17 protein-coding genes are annotated in these 16,872 nt (G+C 71.2%); 5 read left to right on the forward strand and 12 right to left on the reverse strand.

The features are described 5' to 3' along the window. Window positions 1-33: 33 nt before the first annotated feature. Both murJ and OG534_RS06535 read right to left on the reverse strand, forming a co-directional pair. On the reverse strand, window positions 34-1,719 hold the full coding sequence (gene murJ, locus OG534_RS06530; RefSeq protein WP_442807042.1) for a murein biosynthesis integral membrane protein MurJ: 1,686 nt from the start codon (window positions 1,717-1,719) through the stop codon (window positions 34-36). After that, on the reverse strand, window positions 1,716-2,879 hold the full coding sequence (locus OG534_RS06535; RefSeq protein ID WP_326587121.1) for a lipid II:glycine glycyltransferase FemX: 1,164 nt from the start codon (window positions 2,877-2,879) through the stop codon (window positions 1,716-1,718). The genes murJ and OG534_RS06535 overlap by 4 nt, the downstream gene beginning before the upstream one ends. A gap of 249 nt (window positions 2,880-3,128) precedes the next feature. Between OG534_RS06535 and OG534_RS06540 the strand changes: the two genes are divergently transcribed. Both OG534_RS06540 and OG534_RS06545 read left to right on the forward strand, forming a co-directional pair. Further along, window positions 3,129-4,298 (forward strand): L,D-transpeptidase, encoded by a 1,170-nt coding sequence (locus OG534_RS06540; RefSeq protein WP_326593502.1) that lies wholly within the window; start codon window positions 3,129-3,131, stop codon window positions 4,296-4,298. Between the two features lie 131 nt (window positions 4,299-4,429). Beyond that, on the forward strand, window positions 4,430-6,025 hold the full coding sequence (locus tag OG534_RS06545; protein ID WP_326587122.1) for a CocE/NonD family hydrolase: 1,596 nt from the start codon (window positions 4,430-4,432) through the stop codon (window positions 6,023-6,025). 42 nt (window positions 6,026-6,067) lie between these two features. Here the strand turns inward: OG534_RS06545 and OG534_RS06550 are convergent, their stop codons facing one another. The 9 genes from OG534_RS06550 to OG534_RS06590 all read right to left on the reverse strand — a co-directional run bounded on the left by OG534_RS06550 (window position 6,068) and on the right by OG534_RS06590 (window position 13,605). Beyond that, window positions 6,068-6,811 (reverse strand): amino acid ABC transporter ATP-binding protein, encoded by a 744-nt coding sequence (locus tag OG534_RS06550; protein WP_326587123.1) that lies wholly within the window; start codon window positions 6,809-6,811, stop codon window positions 6,068-6,070. A gap of 92 nt (window positions 6,812-6,903) precedes the next feature. Further along, complete coding sequence (locus OG534_RS06555; RefSeq protein ID WP_326587124.1) at window positions 6,904-7,344, reverse strand: DUF6278 family protein; 441 nt, start codon at window positions 7,342-7,344, stop codon at window positions 6,904-6,906. Between the two features lie 91 nt (window positions 7,345-7,435). After that, on the reverse strand, window positions 7,436-8,221 hold the full coding sequence (locus OG534_RS06560) for an exodeoxyribonuclease III (protein WP_326587125.1): 786 nt from the start codon (window positions 8,219-8,221) through the stop codon (window positions 7,436-7,438). A gap of 30 nt (window positions 8,222-8,251) precedes the next feature. Then, the gene (locus tag OG534_RS06565) at window positions 8,252-8,884 is read right to left on the reverse strand and encodes an MBL fold metallo-hydrolase (protein WP_326587126.1); all 633 of its coding nucleotides are present in this window, start codon (window positions 8,882-8,884) and stop codon (window positions 8,252-8,254) included. Between the two features lie 30 nt (window positions 8,885-8,914). Then, window positions 8,915-9,505, reverse strand: a complete 591-nt coding sequence (locus OG534_RS06570; protein WP_326587127.1) for a hypothetical protein — start codon at window positions 9,503-9,505, stop codon at window positions 8,915-8,917. Further along, window positions 9,502-10,674: an ROK family glucokinase gene (locus tag OG534_RS06575; RefSeq protein WP_326587128.1), complete on the reverse strand. Its 1,173-nt coding sequence runs from the start codon at window positions 10,672-10,674 to the stop codon at window positions 9,502-9,504. The genes OG534_RS06570 and OG534_RS06575 overlap by 4 nt, the downstream gene beginning before the upstream one ends. Continuing rightward, a complete protein-coding gene (locus OG534_RS06580; RefSeq protein WP_398562809.1) occupies window positions 10,671-11,597 on the reverse strand; it encodes an ATP-binding cassette domain-containing protein in 927 nt (308 codons plus the stop codon). The genes OG534_RS06575 and OG534_RS06580 overlap by 4 nt, the downstream gene beginning before the upstream one ends. Continuing rightward, window positions 11,564-12,598 (reverse strand): ABC transporter permease, encoded by a 1,035-nt coding sequence (locus tag OG534_RS06585; RefSeq protein ID WP_326587130.1) that lies wholly within the window; start codon window positions 12,596-12,598, stop codon window positions 11,564-11,566. The genes OG534_RS06580 and OG534_RS06585 overlap by 34 nt, the downstream gene beginning before the upstream one ends. Beyond that, window positions 12,595-13,605 carry a sugar ABC transporter substrate-binding protein gene (locus OG534_RS06590; protein ID WP_442807044.1) on the reverse strand — a complete coding sequence of 337 codons (1,011 nt, stop codon included), beginning with the start codon at window positions 13,603-13,605 and terminating at the stop codon, window positions 12,595-12,597. Before OG534_RS06590 ends, OG534_RS06585 begins: the two co-directional genes overlap by 4 nt. A gap of 195 nt (window positions 13,606-13,800) precedes the next feature. On the opposite strand from OG534_RS06590, the gene OG534_RS06595 reads away from it, so the two are divergent. Continuing rightward, window positions 13,801-14,814 (forward strand): Gfo/Idh/MocA family protein, encoded by a 1,014-nt coding sequence (locus OG534_RS06595; RefSeq protein WP_326587131.1) that lies wholly within the window; start codon window positions 13,801-13,803, stop codon window positions 14,812-14,814. 78 nt (window positions 14,815-14,892) lie between these two features. On the opposite strand, the gene OG534_RS06600 is transcribed toward OG534_RS06595, so the two are convergent. After that, the gene (locus OG534_RS06600; protein ID WP_326587132.1) at window positions 14,893-15,870 is read right to left on the reverse strand and encodes a DMT family transporter; all 978 of its coding nucleotides are present in this window, start codon (window positions 15,868-15,870) and stop codon (window positions 14,893-14,895) included. Between the two features lie 134 nt (window positions 15,871-16,004). On the opposite strand from OG534_RS06600, the gene OG534_RS06605 reads away from it, so the two are divergent. Next, window positions 16,005-16,373, forward strand: a complete 369-nt coding sequence (locus tag OG534_RS06605) for a hypothetical protein (RefSeq protein ID WP_326587133.1) — start codon at window positions 16,005-16,007, stop codon at window positions 16,371-16,373. A 26-nt stretch (window positions 16,374-16,399) separates the two neighbouring features. After that, a complete protein-coding gene (locus OG534_RS06610) occupies window positions 16,400-16,852 on the forward strand; it encodes a hypothetical protein (RefSeq protein WP_326587134.1) in 453 nt (150 codons plus the stop codon). Window positions 16,853-16,872: the final 20 nt, after the last annotated feature.

Consider the following 16,872-nt stretch of genomic DNA (forward strand, 5'->3'; position numbering starts at 1 on the left):
GTATCCCAGGGTGTTCCATGGCTCCTCCTCCCGCTACCGGCGGATCTTGCGCCGCAGGGAGGCGAGCAGGTCGGTTATCTCCGTCAGGCGCAGCGGCCCGGCGAGGAGGACGACGACGAGGGCCAGTGCCGCGGTTCCCGCCGCGACGGCGGCGAAGTCGCCGAAGCGTTCGGCGGCGCGTGCGGCCGCGTACCCGGCGGCACCCGCGGGTGCGCAGGCCACCAGCAGCCGCAGGTGGGTCCGTACGGCGGTCGTGCGCCGTGCGGTACGGGTTCCCGTGCGCGGGCCGAGCCGGCGGGCGAGGGTGTACGCGGTCACGGCGGCGCCCGCGAGGAAGGCGACGGAGGATGCAGCGGCCATGCCGGTGACCGCCCAGCGCGGGGTCAGCAGGAAGTAGGCGGCGGCCGACAGCCCGGCGTTCAGTGCGGCGATGACCAGGTTCAGGAAGAAGGGGGTGCGGGTGTCGGAGAGGGCGTAGAAGCCGCGCGAGAGCACGTACTGCGCGGAGTAGGCGATCAGGCCGGGGGCGAAGGCGATGAGCATGCCCGCCATGACCTCGATGTCGGCGGCGCCGGTGCGGCCGTACTCGAAGACGCTGCCCATCACCCAGGGGGCGAGCGCGGCGAAGAGCGCGGCGGCGGGGACGACGAGGGCGGCGCTGGAGCGCAGTGCGTAGGAGATGTCCCCGCGCAGGGTGGCGAGTTCGCCGTCGGAGGCGGCCGCGCTCATCCGGGGCATCAGGGCGGTCACGAGGGAGACGGTGATGATGCCCTGCGGGACGATCCACAGCTGGTAGGCGTTGCTGTAGGCGGTGTAGCCGGCGCCGCCGGCGAGTCCGGCCTCGACGGCGTGCTGTCCGGTGGTGGTGGAGAGCCGGGTGACGACCCAGTAACCGATCTGGTTGGTGAGGACGAGCATGACCAGCCAGCCCGCGTTGCGCAGCGGACGGCCGAGGCCGCTTCCGCGCCAGTCGAAGCGGGGGCGCCAGCGGAAGCGGGCGGCGCGCAGCGAGGGGACCAGGGCGAGGGCCTGGACGACGATGCCGGCGGTGGTGCCGAGGCCGAGCAGCCGGGTCTCGTCGGCGCTGAGGCCGCCGGTCGCGTCGTGCGAGACGTAGAGGAACAGCCCGAAGACGGCGATGATCACGACGTTGTTGAGGACCGGGGTCCACATCATCGCGCCGAACCGGCCGCGGGCGTTGAGCACCTGGCCGAGCAGGGTGAACAGCCCGTAGAAGAGGATCTGCGGCAGGCAGTACCGGGCCAGGGCCACGGTGGTGCTCTCCTGGGCCCCGCTGTAGTCGGTGTACACCGAGATGATCAGCGGGGCGGCGAGGACGGCGACGGCGGTGAGCGTCACGAGCGCCGCGGTGCAGGCGGTGAGCAGCCGGTCGGTGTAGGCGGAGCCGCCGTCCGCGTGTTCCTTGGCGGCCCGGACCAGCTCGGGGACGAACACGCCGTTGAGCGCGCCGCCGATGAGCAGCATGTAGATGATGTTCGGGACCGTGTTGGCGACGGCGTAGCCGTCACCGAGCAGTCCGGTGCCCAGCGCCGCGACGACGACGGCGGAGCGGATGAAGCCGGTGGCACGGGAGACGATGGAACCGGCCGCCATGAGCGCGCCGCTGCGCAGCACCGAGGTCTTTCCCGGTGACGCGCCGGCGGCGTCCGGGGCATCCGGGCCGGCCGCGGCGTCCGTTCTGGTGTCGGTGGCCGTCACCGGCGGGCCAGGTAGGCCTGGAACGCCTTGTAGAGCGCCGTGTTGGCGACTCCGTCCATCGGTATCTCCCACTCTCCGAGCGTCTCGACGACCTGTCCGCCGGTGCCGAGCTTCCAGCGCAGCAGCCCGAAAGAACGTTCGTCGGGGTCGAGAGTGGAGGGTACCCCCCGCATGTCGTATTCGTCCGCTCCGAGGGCGTGTGCGTCACACATCATGCGCCACTGCAGGGCGTTGCTCGGCCGCACGTCGCGCCGGTGGTCGGCGGAGGCGCCGGTCTGGTACCAGACCCGGCCGCCGGCGACGATCATCGTGTGGGCGGCGAGGATCTCGCCCTGGTGGATGCCGAGGTAGAGCCGCATCCGGCCGGGCTCCTCCTCGTTCAGGACCCGGTACTGCTGCTCGTAGTACCCGAGGGACCGGCCGAGCCGGAAGCCGTCGCGCTCCTCGGTGATCCGCAGCAGCCGGTAGAACTCGGGCAGGTCGGCGGCGGTGCCGACCACGGTCTCCACCCCGGCCTTGTCGGCCTTGCGCACGTTGCGCCGCCACTCCTGGTTGAGGCCGGCCCACAGGTCGTCGAGGGAGCGGCCGGCCAGCGGTACGCGGAAGACGTGACGGGGCTGGGCGTCGCCGTCGTCCTCGCCGCCGCACCGCTTCCAGCCGCGGCTGCGCAGCCGGTCGGCGAGGGCGGCGCCCACCGGGTCGACCTCGGTGGCGAGCACGTCGGATATCTGCCGGCCGGTCCCGGTGGCGGACTTGACGGCGGCCGCGTCCCAGCGGCGGTAGGCGGGGGTGGGGCCGATGCGGACGGCGAAGGCGCCGGAGGCGCGCAGGTGGCGCATGAGCGGGTTCAGCCAGCGGTCGATGCGCGGGTCGGACCAGTCGGCCACGGGCCCCTCGGGGAGGTACGCGAAGTATTTGCGGGTCCCGGGGAATTGGCGGTAAAGCACGAGTCCGGCGCCCTCGATCTCCCCGCCCGGGTAGTGCCATCCGACCCTTTCCGAGCGCCAAAGGTCCTTTACGCAGGCCCAGGACGGTTGCTGGAGAAAACTCGCCTCACGGTGCCGGGAAAGGAATGCCCGGTATTCGGGGACGGTCAGGGTGCGTACCTGCAGTTCCTGGTCCTGGTCCTGCCGGGCGGGGGTCATGAGCAGTGCACACATGACTGACGGCCTTCCTGTTCGTCCTGGCGAGTTGCCCACAGGACTCTCACAGCCGCCCATGACCGAAGTGCGCGGCGTTTGTGACCGGACGATGACCGTTTCGCTGCGGTCCACGTCACAACCGAAAGGACGATCTTTTCAGCCGATTGTGCAACCTAGAGTCGACCGGGTCGCATCTACAAGTGCGAACGGTCATCACCACACCAATAGCCGAAGGGGCCTTCGTTGAGCCGCACACGCCGCACCGCCATGGCGGGCACCGCACTTCTGGCCGCCGCCCTGACCGCCTGTTCGGGCGGGGGTGACGGCGGCACGGGGAAGACGGGCACGGCCGAGCTCAAGCCGAAGGCCCCCATGGCGGTCTCGGTGAACCTGACGGGCGATCAGGTCAAGGCGGGCGAGCCCGTCACGGTGACCATCGCCGAGGGCAAGCTGGCGCAGGTGAAGGTGACCGACGCCAAGGGCGCGGAGCTGCCGGGGAAGATATCCGACGACGGCAGGACCTGGACCTCGGAGCGCAAGGCCGCACCCGGCGCGGAGTACAAGGTCGAGGCCCAGAACACCGAGAGCCAGAGCGCGACCGCGCAGTTCAAGACCAGCGCCGCCGACAAGGTGAACAAGGTCTCGATCAACACCCCCAAGGGCAGCACGGTGGGTGTGGCGATGCCGGTCTCGATCGTCTTCGACAACCCGGTGACCAACAAGGCCGAGGTGGAGAAGCAGCTCAAGGTCACCACCTCGAACAACACCGAGGGCTCCTGGGGCTGGATCAAGGACTACTCCGGCAATGACCGCGTCGACTGGCGGCCCAAGGAGTACTGGAAGTCCGGCACGGACGTGAAGGTCGAGATGAACCTGAACGGCGTGGACTCCGGCAAGGGCGGCGGCCTCTTCGCCAAGGACTACAACACCGAGTTCAAGATCGGCAAGGACCGCCGGATCGAGGTCAGCCTCGACACCAAGAAGATGTCGGTGACCGAGGACGGCCAGGCGCTCAAGACGATCCCGGTCTCGGCCGGCACTCCCGGCGGCAAGAAGGCCTCCTGGTCCGGGAAGATGGTGATCATGACGAAGGAGGGCACCATCCGGATGGACTCCCAGACGGTGGGCCTCGACGACGCCTACGACAAGATGGTCGACTACTCGATGCGGCTCACCTGGTCCGGCATGTACGCGCACGCCGCACCGTGGAACAGCGGCAACTTCGGGCGCACCAACAGCAGTTCCGGCTGCGTGGGGATGAGCGACGCCGACGCCAAGGACTTCTTCGCGCAGTCCCAGATCGGCGACCCCTTCGAGGTGGTCGGTTCCGGCTCCAAGGGCAACGCGGACCTCGGCAACGGGTACGGCGAGTGGAACCTGTCCTGGGACCAGTGGAAGGCCAAGAGCGCCCTGTCCGGCACCCCGCAGAACGGCTGACCGGGACGTTTCACGACTGACTCTCATTCAATTGTTACCACCACGTAACTTACTCATGGGTTACCTCCAGTAATCCCCTCCCGTTACCGTCGGGTCACTTTGGTTACCCCGGCGTACGCGAGGAGCGATTGATGGAACGCACCACCACCGCGGCAGCCGTGGCAGCCCTGCTGGCGGCAGCCGCCCTGGGCCTGGCCCCCCACCAGGCCCAGGCGGCGACCGCCCCCACCGTGGCAGCCGCCGCCGACACCTCGGCCGCCGCGTCGGGGCTGAGCTTCCACGACATCCCCGGCTCCGGCGGCATCACCCTCAAGGGCAACGTCTTCACCCCGGCCGGGGCCGAGAGCGGCCGCAGGTACCCGCTGATCGTGCTTCCCACCAGCTGGGGCCTGCCGCAGATCGAATACATCGCCCAGGCCAAAAAGCTCGCCGACTCCGGCTACGTCGTGGTCAGTTACACCTCCCGCGGATTCTGGCTCTCCGGCGGGCAGATCGAGGTGGCCGGCCCGCCGGACATCGCCGACGTCAGCGCCGTCATCGACTGGGCGCTCGCCCACTCCCCCGCCGACCCGGACCGCATCGGCCTCGGCGGGGTCTCGTACGCAGCCGGCATCAGCCTGCTGGCCTCCGCGCACGATCCGCGCGTCAAGGCCGTGGTCGCGATGAGCGGCTGGGCCGACCTCATCGAATCCATCTACTCCGGCCGCACCCAGCACCTGCAGGCCGCCGGGCTGCTCGGCGCCGCCGGCTACCTCACCGGCCGCCCCGGACCCGAACTCCAGTCGCTCCTGGGCGACTTCCTCGGTTCCCGGCTGGACCGGGAGCAGCAGATGATCGAGTGGGGCAGGAAGCGCTCGGCCGCCGAGCAGGTGGACCGGATCAACGCCAACGGCGCCGCGATCATGCTCGGCAACGCCTGGGGCGACACCATCTTCCCGCCCAACCAGTACGCGAAGTTCTACGAGCGGCTGACCGGCCCCAAGCGCCTGGAGTTCCGGCCCGGCGACCACGCCACCGCCGAGGGCACCGGCCTGCTCGGCCTGCCCAACGACACCTGGACCAACGCCCACCGCTGGTTCGACCGCTACCTCAAGGGCGAGCGCAACGGCATCGACACCGAGGCCCCGGTCCAGATCAAGTCCCGCAGCAACAACGGCTACGAGGGCTACGCCGACTGGAAGTCGGTCGGCTCCGGCGGCACCGAGAAGCTCGCCCTCTCCGACAGCGAGCACGTCTTCGCCAACATCGACTCCGGCGCCAACGGCGGCATCGTCCTGCTCTCCAGCGTCCTCGACCAGTTCGTCAAGGCCCCTCCGGCCGCCTCGATTCCGCTCCTCCCCCGGGCCTTCGCCGCCGTCTGGCAGTCGGAGCGCTACGACGCGGCACGCCGGATCCGCGGCACCGTCGAGCTGCACACCACCGTCACGCCCACCAAGGGCGACGGCACCTTCGTCGCCTACCTCTACGACGTCGGCCCGCTCGGCATCGGCAAGCTCGTCAGCAACGCCCCGTACACCTTCCACGGGAAGACCCCGGGCCAGCCCTTCGGCGTGGACCTGGAGCTCTTCTCCACCGCCTACGACGTGCCGGCGGGCCACCGGCTCGCCCTCGTCGTCGACACCGTCGACCCGCTCTACATCGAGCACAACCCCACCGGCGCGCAGCTGACCTTCTCCTCGCCGCGCACCGATCCCAGCTACGTCTCGGTGCCGCTGCGCGAGCAGTGATCCGCGGCCGCGACCGGGCCGGACGGGCCGCTCCGGGATGCCTCAGTGCTTGAGGATCTTGGAGAGGAAGTCCTTGGCCCGGTCGCTCTCCGGGGCGGTGAAGAACTGCTCCGGGGTCCGGTCCTCGACGATCCGCCCGTCGGCCATGAAGACCACGCGGTTCGCGGCGGAGCGGGCGAAGCCCATCTCGTGGGTGACCACGACCATGGTCATCCCCTCGCGCGCGAGCTGCTGCATGACCTCCAGCACCTCGTTGATCATCTCCGGGTCGAGCGCGGAGGTGGGCTCGTCGAAGAGCAGGGCCTTGGGGTCCATGGCGAGGGCGCGGGCGATGGCCACGCGCTGCTGCTGGCCGCCGGAGAGCTGGGCGGGGAACTTCGCGGCCTGGTCGGCCAGGCCCACGCGGTCCAGGAGCTCCCGGGAGCGCTGGTCCGCCTCCTCCCTCTTGCGCCCGCGGACCTTGATCTGCGCGAGCGAGATGTTCGCGAGGACGGTCTTGTGCGCGAAGAGGTTGAAGGACTGGAAGACCATGCCGACGTCGGCGCGCAGCCGGGCCAGGTCCTTGCCCTCGGCTGGCAGCGGCTCCCCTTCCAGCAGGATCGTGCCCGACTCGACGGTCTCCAGCCGGTTGATCGCCCGGCACAGGGTGGACTTCCCGGAACCGGAGGGGCCGATGACCACCACCACCTCCCCGCGGCCGACGGTGAGGTTGATGTCCCGCAGTACGTGCAGCGGTCCGAAGTGCTTGTTGACGTCGTGCAGCTCGATCAACGGATCGACGGCCATGCGCTGCCCTGCCCTGCTTGGTTGCCGGTGTGTCGAGGTCAGCGCAAACTATCCAGCCGCGGAAGGGCACTTCGCTCCGACACGCCGGGTGCTCAGCCCTCGGAAGCCTCCGCGTACGCCTGACTGAGTTCGGGGGACCCGGTCATCGCCCAGGACACCCCCGACTCGATCACGTTCAGCTCCCGGCCCGAGGCCAGCCGGATGACCGGCTGGCCGTTGGGCCACACCTGCCAGCCGGCTCCCGGGATGCTCCGGATGATCACGGTCCCGAGGTAGAAGCCCGCGTCGTTGCCGAGCCAGGGCACCGCCTCGGGGTCCCGCCGCCAGCGGGGCATCAGCTGGTCCAGTGCCTCCAACGAGGCTTGGGTCTCGTCGAGTTCGAGGCCGGCCGCCCGTGCCTGGACGCGCAGCATCTCGCACTCCGAGAACAGCTCGGCGACGCCTTCGGGGTCGTCCGCGAAGGCGGCGGCCAGTCCCGCACCCTGTTCCGTTTCACGCCGGTTCAGCCAGTTGTCCAGGAAAGGGATGTTCATACCGCCCAGCGTCGCACCAGGATCCGCCGCCGGCCACAGGGCGCGCCTGGATCCGCCGGCCCGGATGTCGGCAGGATGTCCGGGATGCCCCTTAGCGGTCGAGGTCGAGGTCCACGACGACGGGCGCGTGGTCGGACGCGCCCTTGCCCTTGCGCTCCTCGCGGTCGACGTAGGCGTCGGTGACGGTCTTGGTGAAGGGCTCGTTCCCGAAGACCAGGTCGATGCGCATGCCCTTGTTCTTGGGGAAGGCGAGCATCCGGTAGTCCCAGAAGGTGTACGCGCGGTCGTACTTCAGCGGGCGCGGGAGCACCTCCGAGAGCCCGGCGGCCCGCAGCGCGTCCAGAGCGGCCCGCTCGGCGGGGGTGACGTGGGTGAGGCCCGCGAAGACGGCCGGGTCGTAGACGTCCTCGTCGGTCGGGGCCACGTTGAAGTCGCCGAGCACCGCGAAGGGGCGCGGGCCGGCCGCGTCCTCGGCGACGGCGGTGGCCAGGGAGCGGAACCAGTCCAGCTTGTAGCCGTAGTGGTCGTGCTCGACCTCGCGGCCGTTGGGCACGTACACCGACCAGACCCGGACCCCGCCGCAGGTCGCGGAGATCGCGCGGGGCTCCTGGACGCCCTCGTAGTCGGGCCCGCCGGGCAGCCCCATGACCACGTCGTCCAGGCCCACCTTGGAGAGCAGGGCGACGCCGTTCCACCGGCCGGTGGCATTGACGGCCGATTCGTAGCCCAGCTCGCGCAGCTCGGCGTGCGGGAACTGCTCCGCCGAGCACTTGGTCTCCTGGATGCACAGGACGTCCGTGCCGGAGCTCTCCAGCCAGGCCAGCAGACGCGGCAGCCGGGCGGTGATGGAGTTGACGTTGTAGGTGGCGATACGCATACGTGCCAACCTACCGCCCGGCACCGACAGTCACAGGTCGGCGCTGGCCCCCGCGGTGAGTCGGCCGTGGTCGGTGCCGCCCAGGGCGTTCAGGGCGGCGTCGTAGACCGGCCGGGCGATGTCGGAGAGGTAGGCGTCGTGGATGTCGAGGGCCCGGTGCGGCTTCACCTCGCGGAGGTAGTCGATCACCTCGGAGACCTTGTTCCAGGGGGCGTGCACCGGGAGCATCAGGGTCTCCACCGGGACTCCCGGCACGGTCAGCGCGTCCCCGGGGTGGAAGAGGGAGCCGTCCACCAGGTAGCCGACGTTCGTGACCCGCGGAATGTCCGGGTGGATCACCGCGTGCAGTTCCCCGTGCACCTGGACCTCGAACCCGGCGGCGGTGAAGGCGTCGCCGTGGCCGACGGTGTGCACGCGGCCCGGATAGGCGGGGGCGAGCTTCTCGGCGACGCTGCGCAGCGTCCACAGCGCGGCGGCCGGATTCGCGTCGAGGGCGGCCCGCAGCCGGCCCTCCTCGAAGTGGTCGGGGTGTTCGTGCGTGACCAGCAGGGCGTCCGCCCCCAGGCCCGCGTCCGGTTCGCTGAAGGCGCCCGGGTCGATGACGAGCGTGCGCCCGTCCTTCTCCAACTGGACGCAGGAATGCAGCCGCTTGGTGAGCTTCATGATCCCAGGCTAACCGGGGACCCGACCCGGTCACGGGGTGGTTGTGGAGACCACGTAGACCTTGAAGACCTTGGGGTCGGTGAGGTCGACCGTGATGTCCCGGGTGGGCCGCGGGTCGTCCTGCTCGATGGTGGTGCCGAGCCACCCGGTGCTCTCCGTCCAGTCCCAGCCCGCGACCGAGGTGTCGTGGGCGGAGATGGACACCCCGGGGGTCAGTTCCTCCCGGCTGGTGCCGACGGAGGCCAGGAACGCGTCCAGCTCGGGCGGGGTCACGGCGAACTGGGTGTACAGCCGGCTCGTGCGCCAGTTGTTCGTCTCCAGGAACCCGACCCGCCAGGCCTTGTCCGGGATCGGCACCTCGTAGATGCTGCGCTGCACCCGCGAGGGCCAGCCGGAGCGCACCGTGGACGCGCCGACCTTGGCGGCCTTGTCGCGGCCGCTCTCGCGGCTCTGCTGGGTGGAGATGGCCAGGTAGCCCGCGGGGACGCCGATCAGCAGCAGGATGATGATCGCGGTGATCCAGCGGCGCTTGACGACGTGCCTGCGGTCCTCGGCGGTGGGCGGCGGCGCGCCGCCCTCGTCGGGGGCGGAGGCCTGGTGGGGCAGGGTGGGCGGTGTCACTGTTTTTCCTGGTCCTCGGGGACGGCGGGCTCGCGCCGGCCCAGCTGCTGCGCGTAGCGCTCGTACCGTTCGTAGCGCTCGACCCGCCTGCGGGTGGCGCGGCGGAAGCGCCGGGCGACGAGCCGGGCGAGGTCGGCGGCGCCGACCATACCCGCCTCGGGGCCGAGCTGGGCCTTCGCGATGCGGGCCTCGGGCCGGTAGCCGCGGCCGGTGAGGTGGCGGCGGAAGGCGTCCCGGGCGGGGCCGATCAGCAGGTCGTCGGCGGCGCTGACGCCGCCGCCGATGACGAAGCAGGACGGGTCGAGGGCGGCGGCGAGGTTCGCGATGCCCACGCCGAGCCACTGGCCGATGTCCTGGAGGAGCTCGACGCACATGGCGTCGCCCTCGCGGGCCAGCTCGGTGATGAGCGGCCCGGTGATCTCGGAGACGTTGCCGCCGACCCGGGCGATGATGTTGTACGCCACCGGGGAGTCGGCGGCGGCCAGCTCGCGGGCCTCGCGGACCAGGGCGTTGCCGGAGCTGTACTGCTCCCAGCAGCCGCGGTTGCCGCAGGGGCAGCGGTGGCCGCCGGGGACGACCTGCATGTGGCCGAATTCGCCGGCGACCCCGTACCGGCCGCGCTTGACCTGGCCGCCTTCGAGGATGGCCCCGCCGATGCCGGTGCCGAGCGTGATCATGACGAGGTGGTCCTCGCCGCGGCCGGCGCCGAAGCGCCACTCCGCCCACGCGGCGGTGTTGGCGTCGTTGTCGACCATGACCGGGACCGCGAGCCGGGACTGCAGGGCGTCGCGCAGCGGCTCGTCGCGCCAGGCCAGGTGGGGTGCGAACAGGACGCGGGAGCGGTCGGCGTCGACCCAGCCGGCCGCGCCGATGCCGACCGCGTGCACGTCGTGCCGGTCGGAGAGGTCCAGCACCAGCTCGACGATGGTGTCCTCGACGACCTTGGCGCTCTTGGACTTGTCGGGGGTCTCCGCGCGGATCTTCTCCAGGATGATCCCGTCGGCGTCGACGACGCCGGCCATGACCTTGGTGCCGCCGATGTCGATGCCGACGGTCGGGACGCGCGGGGCGGTCAGGTGCGACCGTCGCTCACGGGTGCCGATGGTCCGCAGGACGGTGCCTCGCGCCGACCCCCGGTGGGCGAGCGTGAAGTCCCGGTACGTGCTCATCGAGTCGTGTCGTCCCTCTTGGGTGCGGTGGTGCGGGAAGCCGGGTCGGCCGTGCCCGCCGGGCCGGTCGCGCCGTCAGGACCTGCCGGGGTCGGTGTGGCGTCTGCCCCTGATTCTGCCACCCGCTCCAGTTCGTGGCTCAGCTCTTCCAGCTCGGAGCCGCCCGCCATCTGGCGGGTGAGCTCGTCGAGCGTGATCGAGTCGCGGGTGTGGCTGCCCGCCATGGTGCCGCGCTTGAGGAGGACGAAGCGGTCCCCCACCAGGTGGGCGTGGTGCGGGTTGTGCGTGATCAGGACCACGCCGAGCCCGGCGTCGCGGGCGGCGGCGACGTACTTGAGGACCACTCCGGACTGCTTGACGCCGAGGGCCGCGGTGGGCTCGTCGAGTACGAGGACCTTCGCGCCGAAGTACACGGCGCGGGCGATGGCCACGCACTGGCGCTCGCCGCCGGACAGGGTGCCGATGGGCTGGTCGACGTCGCGCAGGTCGATGCCCATCCGCAGCAGCTCGGCGCGGGTGGTCTCGCGCATGAGGTCCACGTCGAGGCGGCGGAAGGGACCGCGTCCCCTGGTGGGCTCGGAGCCGAGGAAGAAGTTGCGCCAGACGGGCATGAGCGGGACGACGGCGAGGTCCTGGTAGACGGTGGCGATGCCGCGGTCCAGGGCCGCGCGCGGGTTGGCGAGCACGGTCTGCTCGCCCTCGATCTCGAAGGTGCCGGCGTCGTGCTGGTGCAGCCCGGCAATGATCTTGATGAGGGTGGACTTGCCGGCGCCGTTGTCGCCGAGGACACAGGTGATCTCGCCCGCCGAGACCTCCAGGGAGACCCCTTGGAGGGCGCGGATGTTGCCGTAGTACTTGCTGACCTCGGTCAGCTTCACCAGGGGGGTGGTCATGCGCGTGCCTCCGCCCGCTTGCGGACCCATGCGTTGAGGAGCGTGGCCAGGAGGAGCATCGCGCCGAGGAAGAACTTGAACCAGTCCGGGTTCCACTGGGCGTAGACGATGCCGTTGCTGGTCATGCCGAAGATGAAGGCGCCGACCGCCGAGCCGATGGCGGAGCCGTAGCCGCCGGTCATCAGACACCCGCCGATGACGGCCGCGATGATGTAGAGGAACTCGTTGCCCACGCCCTCGCCCGACTGGACCACGTCGTACGAGAAGAGGATGTGCTGGCCGGAGATCCAGGCGCACAGGGCGACGCCCATGTAGAGGCCGATACGGGTCTTCACGACGGGCACGCCGGTCGCGCGGGCCGCGTCGGCCCCGCCGCCCACGGCGAAGATCCAGTTCCCGGCGCGGGTGCGCAGCAGGATCCAGGTGGCGACGGCGACCAGGATCAGCCACCACAGGATGGTGATCTTGAGGGTGACCGAGCCGACGGTCCACTGCGAGGCGAAAAGGGCGCGGGCGGAGGAGAAGCCCTCCATGTCGGCGATGGTCTTGGTGGAGACCGTGCCGCTGATCAGCTTGGTGAAGCCGAGGTTCAGGCCGGTCAGCATCAGGAAGGTGCCGAGCGTGATGATGAAGCTGGGCAGTTTCGTACGCGTCAGCATGAAGCCGTTGAAGAAGCCGATGGCCAGGGTGACCAGGAGCGACACCAGAACGCCGACCCAGACGTTGGCGGTCATCTGGTAGCTGAACATCGAGCTCACCAGCGCCGAGGTCGTGACCATGACACCCGCGGAGAGGTCGAACTCCCCGCCGATCATCAGCAGGGCCACCGGGGCGGCCATGATCCCGATGGTGGAGGCCGAGTACAGGATCGTGCTGAGGCTGGACGCCTGCAGGAAGCTGGGCGCGGCGATGGAGAAGAAGACGAAGACGGCGACGGCGCCGACCACCGAGCCCAGCTCCGGGCGGCCGAGCAGCTTGCGCACGGTGGAGGTGGGCGCGAGCCGTTCGTCCACGCCGGTGTGCGTGCTCATCGGCTGCCCCGCTTGATGAACTCCTCCAGCTTGGCGGCCTCGGCGGCCGTGACGATCTGCGGTCCGGTGAGCACCGGGCGGCCGCCGCCGAGCACGTTCGCGTTGTAGCGGTAGAGCCAGAGCAGGTCGACGGCCTCGTAGCCCTGGAGGTAGGGCTGCTGGTCGACGGCGAAGCCGAGGGCGCCGGACGCGAGGTCGCGGGCGACGGACTCGTTCAGGTCGAAGGTGTCCACCTCGGCCTTGCTGCCCGCCGCGTCCTTCGCCTTGACCGCGGTGGGGGCGAAGGGAGCGCCGAGGGTCAGGATCGCGTCGATGGACGGGTCCGCCTGCAGCTTGGCCTGCACGGCCGCCTGGACGGAGGGCATGTTGGTGCCCTCGACGTACAGGTTCTCCATGGTGCCGGAGAAGGTCTTCTTGGCCCCGGCGCAGCGCTGTTCGTGGCCGACGTTGCCCTGCTCGTGCAGGACGCAGACGGCCTTCTTCTTCCCGCGCTTGCTCAGCTCGGTGCCGACCGCCTCGCCGGCGATCTGCTCGTCCTGGCCGATGTGGGTGAGCGCCCCGTACGCGGCGGACTGGGCGGAGCCGGAATTGACCGTGACCACCGGGATGCCGGCCTTGACGGCCTTGGCGACGACGTCCTTGAGGGCCTCGGGCTTGGCCAGGCTCACGATGATCCCGTCGACCTTCTGGTCGATGGCGTTCTGCACGAACTGCGCCTGCTGCTGCGCCTGGTCGTCGTGGGCGTAGACGAAGTTGATGTTGTCCTTCGCCGCGGCCTCCTTGGCGCCCTTCTGGACGATGTCCCAGAAGGTGTCGCCGTCGCCCGCGTGCGTGACCATCGCGAAGGTCCAGCGCGGGGTGGAGACGGCGGGCCGGCCCTGCGCCTCGGCCTTCGCCCGCTCCTCGGCGCGCTTGCCGCCGGTACTGCTGCAGCCCGCGAGCGAGGCCCCCAGTACCGCCGCGAGCACGGCGCCCACGACGCGCACCCCTGTCCGAACCCTAGCCACGTCGCCGCGCCCTTCCCTCGTCACCAATTCGGTCCGTCGTCGAGCCGGTCACCAATCCGGTCAATCCGGCTCCATTCCGGTCCAGCCGCTCAGTATCCGCCACAGTCGACCATGAAGGGTCATCGGGGCACGCTCGGTCAGGTTGACATGCGCGGGCGGATTGACAGGTTCCGCCGACAGGGTCAGGTTGAGTGCATGCGCATCGGGCTGATCGGAACGGGCCGGATCGGGTCCTTCCACGCGGCGGTACTGGCCCGCCACCCAGAGGCGGGCTCGCTCCTGCTCGCGGACGCCGATCCCGCGCGGGCGGCACGCCTCGCCGACCGGCTCGGGGCCACCGCCGCGCCCTCCGTGGAGCAGGTCTTCACCTGGGGCGTGGACGCGGTCGTGGTGGCGTCCGCGACCGAGGCACACGCGGACCTCGTCGTACGGGCGGTCCGCGGCGGGCTGCCGGTCTTCTGCGAGAAACCGCTGGCCCCGGACCTGAAACGGTCCCTCGCGGCGCTGCGGGAGGTCGCCGCCGCGGGCGGGCTGCTCCAGGTGGGCTTCATGCGCCGCTTCGACGCGGGCTACGGCACGGCCCGCGAGCTGGTCCGTTCGGGCTCCCTGGGACGGCTGCACACCGTCCGGACGATGACGGCCGATCCGGCGCCGCCGGCCGCCGCGTACCTGGCGACCTCCGGCGGGCTCTACCGGGACTGCCTGGTGCACGACTTCGACATGGTGCGCTGGGTGACCGGGCACGAGGTGGTCGAGGTGTACGCGGCCGGGTCGGACGCGGGGCCCGCCCTGTTCCGGGAGACGGGCGACATCGACACGGCGGCCGCGGTGCTGACGCTGGACGACGGCACCCTGGTCACGGCGACCGGAACCCGTTGCAACGGCGCCGGCTACGACGTGCGGATGGAGCTGGCCGGGGAGCTGGACCAGGTCTCGGTCGGGCTGGACGACCGGACGCCGATCGCCTCGACCGAACCGCACGGCCCGCCCCCGGCGAGCAAGCCGTGGACGGGCTTCCTGGAACGGTTCGCCCCGGCGTACGAGGCCGAGCTGGCGGCCTTCGTGCAGCTGGTGCGCGGCGGGGGCCCCAATCCCTGCGACGGCCGGGAGGCGCTCGCCGCGTTCCGGATCGCGGAGGCCTGCGAACTCTCGCGCCGGGAGCGGCGCCGGGTCCGGCTGGAGGAGCTCCCGGACCTGCCGGTCCTCTGAGCGCGCGGGCATCGGGCGGGGCATTGGGCCACCCTAAGGCGGGTGCTCACCCCTGGCTGCGGCGTTTTCCGGACACCCTCAGCCGGCGGCCGGGGCGGTGACGGGGGCAGGGACGGGGACAGCGGCGGGGACTGGGACGGCGGCGGAGGTGACCGCTCGGCGGCCCCACGCGGTGCCCACGAGGACCAGCGCCATGCCGGCGTAGCCCAGCGGGCCCAGGTGCTCGCCGCCGATGGCGATGCCGGCGACGGCCGCCCACAGGGGCTCGGTGCCGAGCAGCAGGCTGACCCGGGAGGGCGAGGTACGGCGTACGGCCCACATCTGCACGAAGAAGGCGAAGAGGGTGCAGAAGACGGAGAGGAAGGCCAGGCCCGCCCACTGCGCGGCCCCGAAGCCGGCGGCGGCCGCCCAGGGCGTCGCCCCGGTCCCCGGCACGGCGGCCAGCAGCGCGAAGACGAGGACGGCGCCGCCGAGCTGCACGGTGGTCAGGGACAGCGAGTCGGCGTCCTGCACGGCCTCGACCCGGGCCATCAGCAGGACGTGCAGGGTGCGGGCGAGCGCGGCGCCGAGGATGAGCAGGTCGCCGAGGCCGGGCGCGGTGAAGCCGGCGCCCTGGGTCAGCAGCACGACGCCCGCGACGGACACGCCGGCGGCGCCGAGGAAGGCCGCGGACGGCGCCCGCCGCCTCACCGCGGATTCGGCGAGCGGAGTGAAGATCATGGTCAGGCTGATGATCAGCCCGGCGTTGGTCGCGGAGGTGTGGACGACCCCGTAGGTCTCCAGCAGGAAGATCCCGCCGAGTACGAGGCCCAGTCCCCCGGCGCCGCGCAGCTGGGCCGGGCCGAGCGCGCGCAGCCGCGCCCAACCGGCGACGACCAGGACGGGCAGGACCAGGGCGAACCGGAGCACCAGGACGGCGATCACGGTGTGCGTGGTGGTGATGCCCTTGGCCGCGAGATAGCTGCCGCCCCAGACGACGGCGACGGCCAGCACGGGCAGATCGGCGAGCCAGGCCCGGCGGGGGGCGGCTTCGGGGGCCGGCGAGATCACGGTCATCGGAGGTCTCCCATGTCGCGGGACAGGTGGAGACTTCGGCGGCTCGCACGGGTGCGGGGCACACCGTACCGGAGTCGATCATGCGGGGCGACCTCTTTCCGGGCCGCCCGCACCGGACCCGTAGCATCGGGCTCATGGCTGATCTCTACGCCCTGGACCTGGCGTTCGACCTGCTCGACACCACGCCCGACGACGTGCTCGCGGAGGTGCGGCGCCAGTTGACGGGGGACGGACTGTTCTCGGCCCGGGGCCCGGCATGGCGGGTCGGCGGCATGCTCGTCGGCGAGTTCGCACCGACCGACCGCGGCGGCTGGGCCCTGACCACCCGCCAGGAGGTCCACGAGGAACAGTTCCCGGACCTGGAGGACCTCCTGCTGCTCCTGGCCCCCCACGTCCGCCCGCCGGGCCCGGTCGGCCGCCTCCGCCACCACGAACACGAGTCCCCGGACCTGCTGGTCCTCCGCGAGGGCCGCGTGGTCCAACTCGCCCTGGACCCCCGGTAGGGGGTGTGTCTGTGTAGCCTGCCGGCATGGCTGGGACCTGGGACGAAGAGCGGCTGATCGCGGACGGGTTCCGGCGCGTGTACGCCGAGCTGGACTGGCACGACGGCCCGCGCGCGGGCCTCGCCGACATCGACGGCAGGCCGCACTACTTCCGGAGCCACGACTACGACCAGGCCGATGAGGCCGACGAGTACGTCGTGTGGCCGGCGAGCGAGGCCGCGGTGGTGCTGGAGCGCGAGCAGTGGGCGATCTTCGCCAGGTGGAACCAGCGCCGCGAAGCAGGGGCGGCCGGTCCGGAGAGTCATCCGGGACACGGCGGCGTCGACGCCCGCTACGACGAGCTGACCCGGCTGCTCGCCCCGCACCGGCAGCCGGCGGACGATGCGCTCCGGCTGGTCGGCGAGGTGCGGTTCGACGACGGCGCCCGCTACCGGGCCGACGGCGTCGACTACTGGTTCCGCTGGCATCCGAGCAGGTGAGGACGGAGCCGACGCCCTCC

Source organism: Streptomyces sp. NBC_01294, from assembly GCF_035917235.1.
In the GTDB taxonomy this organism is placed as follows: Bacteria; Actinomycetota; Actinomycetes; order Streptomycetales; family Streptomycetaceae; genus Streptomyces; species Streptomyces caledonius.

Coding starts and splice junctions, on each gene's coding strand:
- OG534_RS06565 (WP_326587126.1), bottom strand. CDS start 8,884: ATGAAGCTCACCAAGCGGCTGCATTCCTGCGTCCAGTTGGAGAAGGAC.
- OG534_RS06555 (WP_326587124.1), bottom strand. CDS start 7,344: ATGAACATCCCTTTCCTGGACAACTGGCTGAACCGGCGTGAAACGGAA.
- OG534_RS06535 (WP_326587121.1), bottom strand. CDS start 2,879: ATGTGTGCACTGCTCATGACCCCCGCCCGGCAGGACCAGGACCAGGAA.
- OG534_RS06545 (WP_326587122.1), top strand. CDS start 4,430: ATGGAACGCACCACCACCGCGGCAGCCGTGGCAGCCCTGCTGGCGGCA.
- OG534_RS06595 (WP_326587131.1), top strand. CDS start 13,801: ATGCGCATCGGGCTGATCGGAACGGGCCGGATCGGGTCCTTCCACGCG.
- OG534_RS06605 (WP_326587133.1), top strand. CDS start 16,005: ATGGCTGATCTCTACGCCCTGGACCTGGCGTTCGACCTGCTCGACACC.
- OG534_RS06580 (WP_398562809.1), bottom strand. CDS start 11,597: ATGGGTCCGCAAGCGGGCGGAGGCACGCGCATGACCACCCCCCTGGTG.
- OG534_RS06540 (WP_326593502.1), top strand. CDS start 3,129: ATGGCGGGCACCGCACTTCTGGCCGCCGCCCTGACCGCCTGTTCGGGC.
- OG534_RS06560 (WP_326587125.1), bottom strand. CDS start 8,221: ATGCGTATCGCCACCTACAACGTCAACTCCATCACCGCCCGGCTGCCG.
- OG534_RS06600 (WP_326587132.1), bottom strand. CDS start 15,870: ATGACCGTGATCTCGCCGGCCCCCGAAGCCGCCCCCCGCCGGGCCTGG.
- OG534_RS06610 (WP_326587134.1), top strand. CDS start 16,400: ATGGCTGGGACCTGGGACGAAGAGCGGCTGATCGCGGACGGGTTCCGG.
- OG534_RS06550 (WP_326587123.1), bottom strand. CDS start 6,811: ATGGCCGTCGATCCGTTGATCGAGCTGCACGACGTCAACAAGCACTTC.
- OG534_RS06575 (WP_326587128.1), bottom strand. CDS start 10,674: ATGAGCACGTACCGGGACTTCACGCTCGCCCACCGGGGGTCGGCGCGA.
- OG534_RS06585 (WP_326587130.1), bottom strand. CDS start 12,598: ATGAGCACGCACACCGGCGTGGACGAACGGCTCGCGCCCACCTCCACC.